15 protein-coding genes are annotated in these 11,113 nt (G+C 62.6%); 10 read left to right on the forward strand and 5 right to left on the reverse strand.

Features of this window, described 5'->3' with window-relative positions; all coding sequences use genetic code 11:
* Nucleotides 1-24: 24 nt before the first annotated feature.
* Entirely contained in the window at nucleotides 25-1,059 is a 1,035-nt protein-coding gene (locus WBR57_RS01080) for a type IV pilus twitching motility protein PilT (RefSeq protein ID WP_424081331.1), read from the reverse strand.
* A 57-nt stretch (nucleotides 1,060-1,116) separates the two neighbouring features.
* Between WBR57_RS01080 and WBR57_RS01085 the strand changes: the two genes are divergently transcribed.
* The 9 genes from WBR57_RS01085 to WBR57_RS01125 all read left to right on the forward strand — a co-directional run bounded on the left by WBR57_RS01085 (nucleotide 1,117) and on the right by WBR57_RS01125 (nucleotide 7,837).
* A complete protein-coding gene (locus tag WBR57_RS01085) occupies nucleotides 1,117-1,803 on the forward strand; it encodes a YggS family pyridoxal phosphate-dependent enzyme (protein ID WP_424081333.1) in 687 nt (228 codons plus the stop codon).
* 33 nt (nucleotides 1,804-1,836) lie between these two features.
* The gene (proC, locus tag WBR57_RS01090; protein ID WP_424081335.1) at nucleotides 1,837-2,655 is read left to right on the forward strand and encodes a pyrroline-5-carboxylate reductase; all 819 of its coding nucleotides are present in this window, start codon (nucleotides 1,837-1,839) and stop codon (nucleotides 2,653-2,655) included.
* Between the two features lie 36 nt (nucleotides 2,656-2,691).
* The gene (locus WBR57_RS01095) at nucleotides 2,692-3,279 is read left to right on the forward strand and encodes a YggT family protein (RefSeq protein WP_424081337.1); all 588 of its coding nucleotides are present in this window, start codon (nucleotides 2,692-2,694) and stop codon (nucleotides 3,277-3,279) included.
* Between the two features lie 201 nt (nucleotides 3,280-3,480).
* Nucleotides 3,481-4,620, forward strand: coding sequence for a homoserine O-succinyltransferase MetX (metX, locus tag WBR57_RS01100; RefSeq protein WP_424081339.1), 1,140 nt, complete (start codon nucleotides 3,481-3,483; stop codon nucleotides 4,618-4,620).
* 7 nt (nucleotides 4,621-4,627) lie between these two features.
* Entirely contained in the window at nucleotides 4,628-5,248 is a 621-nt protein-coding gene (metW, locus tag WBR57_RS01105; RefSeq protein ID WP_016972957.1) for a methionine biosynthesis protein MetW, read from the forward strand.
* Between the two features lie 21 nt (nucleotides 5,249-5,269).
* A complete protein-coding gene (locus WBR57_RS01110) occupies nucleotides 5,270-5,707 on the forward strand; it encodes a DUF4426 domain-containing protein (protein WP_122542047.1) in 438 nt (145 codons plus the stop codon).
* Nucleotides 5,704-6,297: an RdgB/HAM1 family non-canonical purine NTP pyrophosphatase gene (gene rdgB, locus WBR57_RS01115; protein ID WP_122675431.1), complete on the forward strand. Its 594-nt coding sequence runs from the start codon at nucleotides 5,704-5,706 to the stop codon at nucleotides 6,295-6,297. The genes WBR57_RS01110 and rdgB overlap by 4 nt, the downstream gene beginning before the upstream one ends.
* Complete coding sequence (gene hemW / locus WBR57_RS01120) at nucleotides 6,294-7,496, forward strand: radical SAM family heme chaperone HemW (protein WP_424081343.1); 1,203 nt, start codon at nucleotides 6,294-6,296, stop codon at nucleotides 7,494-7,496. Before rdgB ends, hemW begins: the two co-directional genes overlap by 4 nt.
* A gap of 17 nt (nucleotides 7,497-7,513) precedes the next feature.
* A complete protein-coding gene (locus WBR57_RS01125; protein WP_016972961.1) occupies nucleotides 7,514-7,837 on the forward strand; it encodes a DUF3392 domain-containing protein in 324 nt (107 codons plus the stop codon).
* Between the two features lie 143 nt (nucleotides 7,838-7,980).
* On the opposite strand, the gene trmB is transcribed toward WBR57_RS01125, so the two are convergent.
* From trmB to WBR57_RS01145, 4 genes are all read right to left on the reverse strand, one after another.
* A complete protein-coding gene (gene trmB / locus WBR57_RS01130; RefSeq protein WP_424081345.1) occupies nucleotides 7,981-8,706 on the reverse strand; it encodes a tRNA (guanosine(46)-N7)-methyltransferase TrmB in 726 nt (241 codons plus the stop codon).
* Between the two features lie 9 nt (nucleotides 8,707-8,715).
* Nucleotides 8,716-9,510 (reverse strand): thiazole synthase, encoded by a 795-nt coding sequence (locus tag WBR57_RS01135; RefSeq protein ID WP_003234615.1) that lies wholly within the window; start codon nucleotides 9,508-9,510, stop codon nucleotides 8,716-8,718.
* A 65-nt stretch (nucleotides 9,511-9,575) separates the two neighbouring features.
* Nucleotides 9,576-9,776, reverse strand: coding sequence for a sulfur carrier protein ThiS (gene thiS, locus WBR57_RS01140; RefSeq protein ID WP_424081347.1), 201 nt, complete (start codon nucleotides 9,774-9,776; stop codon nucleotides 9,576-9,578).
* A gap of 71 nt (nucleotides 9,777-9,847) precedes the next feature.
* Nucleotides 9,848-10,225: a DUF423 domain-containing protein gene (locus tag WBR57_RS01145; RefSeq protein ID WP_424081349.1), complete on the reverse strand. Its 378-nt coding sequence runs from the start codon at nucleotides 10,223-10,225 to the stop codon at nucleotides 9,848-9,850.
* Nucleotides 10,226-10,299: 74 nt separating this feature from the next.
* On the opposite strand from WBR57_RS01145, the gene mtgA reads away from it, so the two are divergent.
* Nucleotides 10,300-11,022, forward strand: coding sequence for a monofunctional biosynthetic peptidoglycan transglycosylase (gene mtgA, locus WBR57_RS01150; protein WP_424081351.1), 723 nt, complete (start codon nucleotides 10,300-10,302; stop codon nucleotides 11,020-11,022).
* Nucleotides 11,023-11,113: the final 91 nt, after the last annotated feature.

The following is an 11,113-nucleotide window of genomic DNA, read 5'->3' on the forward strand; positions in this document are numbered from 1 at the left end:
CTCCCACATTGATTTCAGTATGCTCTAGATATCTGTAGGCACCCTCGCCTGCCCCCGCGCATCCTCCCGGCTGATCAGCCCGTCCGCGACCAGCGCCTTCAAGCTCATATCCAGTGTCTTCATCCCCAATGCCCCACCGGTCTGAATCGCCGAGACCATCTGCGCCGCCTTGTCTTCGCGGATAAGATTACGAATCGCCGGCGTACCCAGCATGATTTCATGGGCCGCTACCCGCCCGCCGCCGACCCGCTTGACCAACACTTGTGACACCACCGCCTGCAGTGACTCCGAAAGTTGGGTGCGAACCATGGCCTTCTCCCCCGCCGGGAACACGTCCACCAGGCGGTCCACGGTCTTTGCCGCCGAGGTGGTGTGCAGCGTGCCGAATACCAGGTGGCCGGTCTCAGCGGCCGTCAGCGCCAGGCGGATGGTTTCCAGGTCGCGCAACTCGCCCACCAGGATCACGTCCGGGTCTTCGCGCAGCGCCGAACGCAGCGCGTTGGAAAAACTGTGGGTGTCGCGGTGGACTTGCCGCTGGTTGATCAGGGCCATTTTCGGCCGGTGGATAAATTCGATGGGGTCTTCGAGGGTCAGGATGTGCTGGCGCCGATGTTTATTGAGGTAGTCGATCATGGCCGCCAAGGTGGTGGACTTGCCCGAACCGGTAGGCCCGGTTACCAGCACCAGGCCACGCGGCAACTGGGCCATGCGCCGAAACACCTCGCCCAGCCCCAGGCTTTCCAGGCTGTGCACCTCATCCGGGATGGTGCGAAACACCGCGCCCATGCCGCGACTCTGCTGGAACACATTCGCCCGAAACCGCGCCAGCCCCGGCAGCTCGAAGGCGAAATCCGTTTCAAGAGATGTTTCGAAATCCTTTTGTTGGTACTGATTGAGCAAAGGGCTCAGTAAGTCCGCAACTTGCGGGGCTGAAAGCACCGGGCCTTCCAGCGGCCAGACCTCGCCATCGACACGCAGCATCGGTGCCAGGCCAGCCGACAGATGCAGGTCGGAGGCGCCACGGCGTACGCTGGCTGTCAGCAATTGAGTGATATCCATAGGGCTTTCCATTTCCAGTAGAATGCCGCGGACTCCATATCCACGGGCGCATCTTGAATGTCGACGATAGCAGACAACATCGGCCAGGTTAGCCAGCGCATCCGCGCCGCAGCCGACGCCGTGCAACGTGACGCAAGCAGCATCCACCTGCTGGCCGTGAGCAAGACCAAACCCGCGCAAGCCGTGCGCGAGGCCTACGCCGCCGGGATGCGCGATTTTGGCGAAAACTACCTGCAGGAAGCCCTGGGCAAACAGGCCGAATTAACCGACCTGCCCTTGAGTTGGCACTTCATCGGCCCCATTCAATCGAACAAGACTCGTGCGATCGCCGAGAACTTCGCTTGGGTGCATTCCGTGGACCGCCTGAAAATCGCACAACGCCTGTCCGAGCAACGCCCGGCCGACCTGCCGCCGCTGAATATCTGCATCCAGGTCAATGTCAGTGGCGAAGCCAGCAAGTCCGGCTGTACGCCCGCCGACCTGCCGGCCCTGGCAGACGCAATCAGCGCGCTGCCGCGCTTGAAGCTGCGTGGCTTGATGGCGATCCCCGAGCCGACTGAAGATCGCGCCGCACAAGACGCGGCGTTCGCCCAGGTACGCGACCTGCAAGCGAGCTTGAACCTGCGGCTCGACACACTTTCCATGGGCATGAGCCACGACCTCGAGTCGGCCATCGCCCAAGGCGCCACCTGGGTGCGGATCGGTACCGCGCTGTTTGGCGCCCGCGACTACGGCCAGCCGTGAAATGGCTGACTTCCAATTAGCTAAGGACCTGTCATGACAGACACGCGTATTGCCTTTATCGGCGCCGGTAACATGGCGGCCAGCTTGATCGGAGGCCTGCGGGCCAAGGGCCTGGACGCCGCACAGATCCGCGCCAGCGACCCCGGCGCCGACACCCGTGCACGCGTCAACGCCGAGCACGGCATCCAAACCTTCGCCGACAACGCCGAAGCCATCCAGGGCGTCGACGTGATCGTGCTGGCCGTCAAGCCGCAAGCCATGAAGGCCGTGTGTGAAAGCCTGCGCCCGAGCTTGCAGCCGCACCAACTGGTGGTGTCGATTGCCGCCGGGATTACCTGCGCCAGCATGACCACCTGGCTCGGCGCACAGCCGATCGTGCGTTGCATGCCCAACACCCCGTCGCTGCTGCGCCAGGGCGTCAGCGGCCTGTACGCCACCGCCGAGGTGACCGCCGAACAACGCGACCAGGCTCAAGAGCTGTTGTCCGCCGTGGGCATCGCCCTGTGGCTGGAACAGGAGCAGCAACTGGATGCGGTCACCGCCGTGTCCGGCAGCGGCCCGGCGTACTTCTTCCTGCTGATCGAGGCCATGACCGCCGCTGGCGTGAAACTCGGCCTGCCCCACGAAGTCGCCGAGCAGTTGGCCGAGCAAACTGCCTTGGGCGCCGCCAAAATGGCCGTCGCAAGCGAGGTGGACGCCGCTGAACTGCGCCGCCGCGTGACCTCCCCAGGCGGCACGACGCAAGCCGCCATCGAATCGTTTCAGGCCGGTGGCTTTGAAGCCCTGGTTGAAAAAGCACTGGGTGCCGCGGCACATCGTTCGGCCGAAATGGCCGAGCAGCTGGGCAAATAGTTGCACCCCTGCCACTGGACTAGATAGGAAACACACATGCTCGGAATCAATGACGCTGCCATTTTCATCATCCAGACCCTGGGCAGCCTGTACCTGCTGATCGTGCTGATGCGCTTTATCCTGCAACTGGTGCGGGCGAACTTCTACAACCCGCTGTGCCAGTTTGTGGTCAAGGCCACCCAGCCGCTGTTAAAGCCGCTGCGCCGGGTGATCCCGAGCCTGTTCGGCCTGGACATGTCGTCGCTGGTGCTGGCGCTGCTGCTGCAGATCCTGCTGTTCGCGGTGATCCTGATGCTCAATGGCTACCAGGCCTTCACCGTGTTGCTGTTGCCTTGGGCGCTGATCGGCATTTTCTCGCTGTTTTTGAAGATCATCTTCTGGGCGATGATCATCAGCGTGATCCTGTCCTGGGTCGCACCCGGCAGCCGCAGCCCGGGCGCCGAACTGGTCGCGCAGATCACCGAGCCGGTGCTGGCGCCGTTCCGTCGCCTGATCCCCAACCTGGGCGGCCTGGATATCTCGCCGATCTTTGCGTTTATCGCGATCCAACTGGTGCAAAGCTGGGTGATTCCGCGGCTGGCGTTCTACGCGTTCATGCCTAAAGAGCTGTTCGGGCTGATTTGAAACGCGGATAAGTGAGGGAGCGGGCTTGCTCGCGAATGCGCAGATCAGTCGATATTTTCGCTGACTGACACACCGCATTCGCGAGCAAGCCCGCTCCCACATTTTGTATCGGCGCACTGAATTGACTCCGTGCAGGCCTTCGCTTGCCGCTAGGGGCAGCGGTCTTTAGACTTACGCCTCATTTAAACGAGAGCAGGGTCGATGCCAGCCGCCTTTCCCCCCGATTCTGTTGGACTGGTCGTGCCCCAAGTGGCGCATTTCAGCGACCCGCTGGCCCTGGCCTGCGGCCGTTCGCTGCCCGCCTACGACCTGATCTATGAAACCTACGGCCAACTGAACGCCACGGCGAGCAACGCCGTGCTGATCTGCCACGCCCTGTCCGGCCACCACCACGCCGCCGGTTTCCACAACGCCGACGAGCGCAAGCCCGGCTGGTGGGACAGCTGCATCGGCCCCGGCAAGCCCATCGACACCCGCAAATTTTTTGTGGTCAGCCTGAACAACCTCGGCGGCTGCAACGGTTCTACCGGCCCCAGCAGCCTCAACCCGGAGACCGGCAAACCGTTTGGTGCTGATTTCCCGGTGCTGACCGTGGAAGACTGGGTGCACAGCCAGGCCCGCCTCGCCGACCTGCTGGGTATCCAGCAATGGGCCGCCGTGATCGGCGGCAGCCTGGGCGGCATGCAGGCGCTGCAATGGACCATCAGCTACCCGGACCGCGTGCGCCATTGCCTGGCTATCGCTTCGGCCCCCAAGCTGTCGGCGCAGAACATCGCCTTCAACGAAGTGGCGCGCCAGGCGATTCTCACCGACCCCGAGTTCCACGGCGGTTCGTTCCAGGAAGCCGGGGTAATTCCCAAGCGTGGCCTGATGCTGGCGCGGATGGTCGGGCACATCACCTACCTGTCCGATGACTCCATGGGCGAAAAATTCGGCCGTGGCCTCAAGAGCGAAAAGCTCAACTACGACTTCCACAGCGTCGAGTTCCAGGTCGAAAGCTACCTGCGTTACCAGGGTGAGGAGTTCTCCGGGCGTTTCGATGCCAACACCTACCTGCTGATGACCAAGGCCCTGGACTACTTCGACCCGGCGGCGAACTTCGATGACGACCTGGCGAAAACCTTCGAGGGCGCCACGGCCAAGTTCTGTGTGATGTCGTTCACCACCGACTGGCGCTTCTCGCCGGCCCGTTCGCGTGAACTGGTGGATGCCTTGATGGCGGCCAAGAAAGACGTCTGCTACCTGGAGATCGATGCTCCGCAAGGCCACGATGCCTTCCTGATCCCGATCCCGCGTTACCTGCAGGCTTTCAGCAACTACATGAACCGCATTACTTTGTGAGAACGCCATGAGAGCCGACCTGGAAATCATCCAAGACTGGATCCCCGCCGGCAGCCGCGTGCTCGACCTTGGCTGCGGCGATGGCGAACTGCTGAGCTGGCTGCGCGACAACAAGCAAGTCACCGGCTACGGCCTGGAAAACGACCCGGACAACATCGCCCAGTGCGTGGCCAAGGGCATTAACGTGATCGAGCAGGACCTGGACAAGGGCCTGGGCAACTTTGCCAGCAACAGCTTCGACATCGTGGTAATGACCCAGGCCCTGCAAGCCGTGCACTACCCGGACCGCATCCTCGACGAAATGCTGCGCGTAGGCCGCCAGTGCATCATCACGTTCCCCAACTTCGGCCACTGGCGCTGCCGCTGGTACCTGGCGACCAAGGGCCGCATGCCGGTCTCGGACTTCCTGCCGTACACCTGGTACAACACGCCGAACATCCACTTCTGCACCTTCGAAGACTTCGAAGCCCTGTGTGGCGAGCGTGAAGCCAAGGTGATCAACCGCCTTGCCGTCGATCAACAGCACCGCCACGGCTGGGCGAGTAAACTATGGCCCAACCTGTTGGGCGAAATCGGTATCTACCGGGTCAGCAGCCCTGGCCTGACGGACCACAAGATTGCCGTCTAATCACCTTCAAGAGGGACGCTCATGAGTCGCCTGGCTATTTTTCTACTGACCGCCTGCCTGGGTGCCAGCGCCGTGGCAGCAGACGCCGTCGACGGTAACCGCCAGAAAGAATTTGGCGATATCACCGTGCACTACAACACCTTCACCTCGAGCTTCCTGCAACCGGAAACCGCCCAGGCCGCCGGTATCGTGCGCAGCAACGAAAAGGGCCTGATCAATGTGTCCGTGATCAAGGGTGTCACCCCCGTGGCCGCGCAAGTCACCGGCACGATCAAGGACCTGAGCGGCAAGAGCGAAGTGCTCACGTTCAAGCAGATTACTGAAAAGGGCGGTATTTCGTACCTGGCGCCTTACTCGGTCACACAGCAGGAATACCGGACGTTTACCATCAACGTTGAAACCGGTGGCAAAGCCCACGGTTTCAGCTTCGTCCAAGAACTCTTTCCGGGCACCAAATGAACCTCACCCAACTCGTACTGGCCAGCCATAACGCCGGCAAACTCAAAGAACTCCAGGCCATGCTCGGCGAATCCGTGCAATTGCGCTCGATTGGCGAGTTCAGCCAGGTGGAACCGGAAGAGACCGGCCTGTCGTTCGTCGAAAACGCCATCCTCAAGGCGCGCAACGCGGCACGCATCTCCGGCCTGCCTGCGCTGGCGGACGACTCGGGCCTGGCAGTGGACTTCCTCGGCGGCGCCCCGGGCATTTACTCGGCACGTTATGCCGACGGCAAGGGCGACGCGGCCAACAATGCCAAGCTGCTCGACGCGCTCAAGGACGTGCCGGACGCCGAGCGTGGCGCGCAGTTCGTCTGCGTGCTGGCCTTGGTGCGGCATGCCGATGACCCGCTGCCGATCCTCTGCGAAGGCCTGTGGCACGGGCGTATCCTGCACGCGGCCAGCGGTGAGCATGGGTTTGGCTATGACCCGCTGTTCTGGGTGCCGGAGCGCAATGTCTCCAGCGCCGAACTGAGCCCGGCCGACAAGAACCAGATCAGCCACCGCGCCCGCGCAATGGATTTGCTGCGCCAACGCCTGAGCCTGAAATGACCCAGAACACCTCTGCGCAGCCGCTGATCCACGGTGGCGCGCAAACACCACGGGCGGCCCTGCCCCACCTGCCGCCCCTGGCGCTGTACATCCATATCCCGTGGTGTGTACGCAAATGCCCTTATTGCGACTTCAACTCCCACACGGCCAGCAAGGTGCTGCCGGAAGAAGAGTACGTGGACGCCTTGCTCGCCGACCTCGATCAGGACCTGCACGCGGCGTATGGCCGTGAGCTGAGTTCGATCTTCTTCGGCGGCGGCACACCGAGCCTGTTCAGCGCTGCTGCGCTGGGGCGTTTGCTCAAGGGCGTTGAAGCACGTATCCCGTTTGCTGGCGACATCGAGATCACCCTGGAAGCCAACCCTGGGACCTTCGAGCAAGAGAAGTTCGTCGCGTACCGCAAGCTGGGAATCAACCGGCTGTCCATCGGCATCCAGAGCTTCCAGCAGCCAAAGCTTGAGGCCCTCGGCCGTATCCACAACGGCGACGAAGCCGTGCAGGCTGCGGGCATGGCGCGCCAGGCCGGGTTCGACAATTTCAACCTGGACCTGATGCACGGTTTGCCCGATCAGTCCCTGGACGACGCCCTGAGCGACCTGCGCCAGGCCATCGCGCTCAAGCCGACGCACCTGTCCTGGTATCAACTGACCCTGGAACCCAACACCGTATTCTGGAACCAGCCACCTGCGCTACCGGAAGACGACACGCTGTGGGACATTCAGGAAGCCGGCCAGGCGCTGCTGGCCGAACACGGTTACGCGCAATATGAAGTCTCGGCCTATGCCCAAGCGGGCCGCCCGGCGCGGCATAACCTGAACTACTGGAGCTTTGGCGACTTTATCGGCATCGGCGCCGGCGCCCACGGCAAGCTCAGCCACCCGGACGGGCGCATCGTGCGCACCTGGAAGACCCGCGCGCCGAAGGACTACCTCAACCCGGCAAAAAGCTTTCAGGCCGGGGCGAAACAGCTGACCAATGAAGAACTGCCGTTCGAGTTCCTGATGAACGCATTGCGGCTCACCGAAGGCGTCGACGCCAGGCTCTATGCCGAGCGCACCGGCCTCGACCTGGCCAGCCTGGATGCGGCGCGGCGCGAGGCAGAACAAAGTGGCTTAATGCAGGTCGAACCGTCACGCCTGGCGGCGACCGACCGCGGGCAACTCTTTCTCAATGACCTGTTGCAGAAGTTTTTGAGCTGACGCTCTAAGGAAATCGAATGGATCTGGTACTCGACCTGCTTGCCACCGTATCCCGCTGGAGCCGTAGCAACCTGTCGGAAATCTCCCTGGCCCTCGTCGGCTGTTTGCTGGTGCTGTTCGGCGCCGACATCAAGGGCTGGGTCGAAGCGCGACTGGGCAGCATCGCCGGCGCGCTGCGCGTGCCATTGATGGCGCTGGTGTGCATGATCGGCAGCGGCGCGGCGTTGATCTACGCCACACCGTGGATTGTGCGCGGGCTGAGCCAGTTCAATAACTACAGCCTGGCGCCGGTGCTGGTGGTGGTGCTGGTGTTGATTGGCGTAGTCGCCGACCGCCGCTGACCCCAGACCCAACACAGATACAAATGTGGGAGGGGGCTTGCCCCCGATGGCAGAGTGTAAGTCAACATCAAGGTGACTGATCCACCGCTATCGGGGGCAAGCCCCCTCCCACATTTTTGACCGCATTCCAGGTGACTGGCTTATCAGTCGAGCTTCTCGAACTTCAAATCCCACACACCATGCCCCAGCCGCTCACCGCGGCGTTCGAACTTGGTGATAGGGCGCTCCGCCGGGCGTGGCACGCATTTGCCGTCTTCGGCCAGGTTGCGGTAGCCCGGGGCTACGTTCATCACTTCCAGCATGTATTCGGCGTACGGTTCCCAGTCGGTGGCCATGTGCAGAATGCCGCCGACCTTGAGCTTGCTGCGCACCAGCTCCGCGAAGGAAGCCTGGACGATGCGGCGCTTGTGGTGACGGCTCTTGTGCCAAGGATCGGGGAAGAACAGCATCAGGCGGTCAAGGCTGTTGTCGGCGATGCAGCGGTTGAGCACTTCGATCGCGTCGCAGTCGTAGACCCGCAGGTTGGTCAGGCCTTGTGTCAGCACGCCATTGAGCAGCGCGCCGACGCCTGGGCGGTGCACTTCTACACCGATAAAGTCCTGCTCCGGCGCGGCGGCGGCCATTTCCAGCAGGGAGTGGCCCATGCCGAAGCCGATTTCCAGGGACCGTGGGGCCGAACGGCCGAATACCTGGTCGTAGTCCACCGGCGCGTCGGCCAGGGGCAATACGAACAGCGGCGCGCCTTGCTCCAGGCCCTTTTGCTGGCCTTCGGTCATGCGGCCGGCGCGCATCACAAAACTCTTGATGCGGCGGTGCTTGGACTCGTCGCCTTCTTCCACGGTGTTCGGCGTTTCGTTTGATTCAGTCATCAATGGCTCTTACTTGATCAGACCATCCAGCGGCGAGGAAGCGCTGGCATAGAGTTTTTTCGGCATGCGGCCGGCGAGGTAGGCCAGGCGGCCCGCGACGATCGCGTGTTGCATGGCTTCGGCCATCATGATCGGCTGCTGGGCATGGGCGATGGCCGAGTTCATCAGCACCGCGTCGCAGCCCAGTTCCATGGCGATGGTGGCGTCGGAGGCAGTGCCCACGCCCGCGTCCACCAGCACCGGGATTTTCGCTTCTTCAAGGATGATCTGCAGGTTATACGGATTGCAGATACCCAGGCCCGAACCGATCAGGCCGGCCAGCGGCATGACAGCGATGCAGCCGATTTCGGCCAACTGGCGAGCGATAATCGGGTCATCACTGGTGTAGACCATCACGTCGAAGCCTTCCTTGACCAGCGTTTCGGCGGCCTTGAGGGTTTCGATCACGTTGGGGAACAGGGTTTTCTGGTCGGCCAGCACTTCCAGCTTCACCAGGTTGTGGCCGTCGAGCAGCTCACGGGCCAGGCGGCAGGTGCGCACAGCCTCGATGGCGTCGTAGCAACCGGCGGTGTTCGGCAAGAAGGTGTAGCGATCCGGCGACAGCACCTCGAGCAGGTTCGGCTCGCCTTCGATCTGGCCAAGGTTGGTGCGGCGCACGGCAAAGGTGACGATCTCTGCACCCGAGGCTTCGATGGCCAGGCGGGTTTCTTCCATGTCGCGGTACTTGCCGGTGCCGACCAGCAGGCGGGACTGGTAGGTACGACCGGCCAGGACGAAGGGCTTGTCGCTACGAACGATGCTCATGGGCAATCCTCGAGTTGGGGTGAGGTTCTGCAGAATGCGGGTTGGCGCGCTTCAGCGCCGGGCGGCTAGCCGCCGCCGATGGCGTGGACGACTTCGACCTGGTCACCGTCGGTGAGCGCAGTCTCGGCGTGCTGGCTACGCGGGACGATATCCAGGTTGAGCTCCACTGCGACGCGACGCCCGGTCAACTCGAGACGGGTCAGCAGGGCCGCAACGGTTTCACCGTCGGGCAGTTCAAGGGATTCGCCGTTCAACTGAATGCGCATGCCACGGGCCGCCATCGTTTTTAGGGGCCAGCATTCTAGCCCGATTGGGCTTGCCGGCCCAAGCCCCCCGGTCAGATGGCTTGCAGGCGCCAGGCGGCCAGACCGAGGAAGAACCAGCCCAGCAGGAAGGCCAGCCCGCCTAATGGCGTGATGATGCCGAGCTTGCTGATACCGGTCAGGGTCAGCGCATACAGGCTGCCGGAGAACAGCAGGATGCCGACGGTAAAGGAAATGCCCGCCCATCTGACCAGTCGGCCAGGAATATGCGCCGCCAGCAGCGCCACGCCGAATAATGCCAGGGCGTGGACCAGTTGGTAGGTCACGCCAGTGTGGAAGATCGCCAGGTACTCGGCGCTGAGGCGGTTTTTCAGGCCGTGCGCAGCAAAGGCGCCAAGGGCGACACCGGTGAAGCCGAAAAAGGCAGCCAGCATCAGAAAGCTACGCAGCATGAGGAACTCCAGTCAGACTCAGTGGGCAGGGTCTGTATAATGGCCCGCTCAACGGGTTCGGCCAAGCCATCTCTATGCTGCGTCTCCTCTTCAAGCGTTTTCTCAAAGTCGTGAAATGGTTTGCCATCGGCAGTGTGCTGCTGGTGCTGCTGTTGCGTGTCGTGCCGCCGCCGTTCACCGCGCTGATGGTGGAGCGCAAGGTCGAATCCTGGTTTGACGGCGAACCGATAGACCTGCAGCGCACCTGGGTGCCGTGGGATGAAATCTCCGATGACCTCAAGGTGGCGGTGATGGCCGGCGAGGATCAGCGCTTCCCGCAACACTGGGGCTTTGATTTTGGCGCGATCCAGGCGGCGATCCTGCACAACGAACGCGGCGGTTCGATTCGCGGCGCCAGCACCTTGAGCCAACAGGTGTCGAAAAACCTGTTCCTCTGGGCTGGCCGCAGTTATCTGCGCAAAGGCCTGGAAGCCTGGTTTACCGGACTGATCGAGGTGTTGTGGCCCAAGCAGCGGATTCTTGAGGTGTACCTCAACAGCGTGGAATGGGATGACGGCGTGTTTGGCGCCGAAGCGGCGGCGCGGCATCACTTCGGCGTGAGTGCCAAGGGGCTTTCGCGCCAGCAGGCCAGCTACCTGGCGGCGGTGTTGCCTAACCCGCGGGTGTGGAGTGCCAGCCATCCGACGGCGTACGTGGCGCGGCGCGCGGCGTGGATTCGCCAACAGATGAGCCAGTTGGGTGGGGATGGTTACCTGGTCGAGCTGAACAACTCCCGAAAAGCACCCTGGTCCGACTGACACAACATAGAAACAAATGTGGGAGGGGGCTTGCCCCCGATTGCGGTGTGTCAGCTACAAATGAGCTGACTAATCCACCGCTATCGGGGGC

Source organism: Pseudomonas sp., assembly GCF_049590575.1.
GTDB lineage: Bacteria > Pseudomonadota > Gammaproteobacteria > Pseudomonadales > Pseudomonadaceae > Aquipseudomonas.

What these genes read in the sequence shown, in the direction of transcription:
- hemW (WP_424081343.1), top strand. Translation starts at nt 6,294, where the DNA reads ATGACCCAGAACACCTCTGCGCAGCCGCTGATCCACGGTGGCGCGCAA.
- rdgB (WP_122675431.1), top strand. Translation starts at nt 5,704, where the DNA reads ATGAACCTCACCCAACTCGTACTGGCCAGCCATAACGCCGGCAAACTC.
- thiS (WP_424081347.1), bottom strand. Translation starts at nt 9,776, where the DNA reads ATGCGCATTCAGTTGAACGGCGAATCCCTTGAACTGCCCGACGGTGAA.
- WBR57_RS01080 (WP_424081331.1), bottom strand. Translation starts at nt 1,059, where the DNA reads ATGGATATCACTCAATTGCTGACAGCCAGCGTACGCCGTGGCGCCTCC.
- trmB (WP_424081345.1), bottom strand. Translation starts at nt 8,706, where the DNA reads ATGACTGAATCAAACGAAACGCCGAACACCGTGGAAGAAGGCGACGAG.
- metX (WP_424081339.1), top strand. Translation starts at nt 3,481, where the DNA reads ATGCCAGCCGCCTTTCCCCCCGATTCTGTTGGACTGGTCGTGCCCCAA.
- metW (WP_016972957.1), top strand. Translation starts at nt 4,628, where the DNA reads ATGAGAGCCGACCTGGAAATCATCCAAGACTGGATCCCCGCCGGCAGC.
- proC (WP_424081335.1), top strand. Translation starts at nt 1,837, where the DNA reads ATGACAGACACGCGTATTGCCTTTATCGGCGCCGGTAACATGGCGGCC.
- WBR57_RS01095 (WP_424081337.1), top strand. Translation starts at nt 2,692, where the DNA reads ATGCTCGGAATCAATGACGCTGCCATTTTCATCATCCAGACCCTGGGC.
- WBR57_RS01110 (WP_122542047.1), top strand. Translation starts at nt 5,270, where the DNA reads ATGAGTCGCCTGGCTATTTTTCTACTGACCGCCTGCCTGGGTGCCAGC.
- mtgA (WP_424081351.1), top strand. Translation starts at nt 10,300, where the DNA reads ATGCTGCGTCTCCTCTTCAAGCGTTTTCTCAAAGTCGTGAAATGGTTT.
- WBR57_RS01145 (WP_424081349.1), bottom strand. Translation starts at nt 10,225, where the DNA reads ATGCTGCGTAGCTTTCTGATGCTGGCTGCCTTTTTCGGCTTCACCGGT.
- WBR57_RS01125 (WP_016972961.1), top strand. Translation starts at nt 7,514, where the DNA reads ATGGATCTGGTACTCGACCTGCTTGCCACCGTATCCCGCTGGAGCCGT.
- WBR57_RS01085 (WP_424081333.1), top strand. Translation starts at nt 1,117, where the DNA reads ATGTCGACGATAGCAGACAACATCGGCCAGGTTAGCCAGCGCATCCGC.
- WBR57_RS01135 (WP_003234615.1), bottom strand. Translation starts at nt 9,510, where the DNA reads ATGAGCATCGTTCGTAGCGACAAGCCCTTCGTCCTGGCCGGTCGTACC.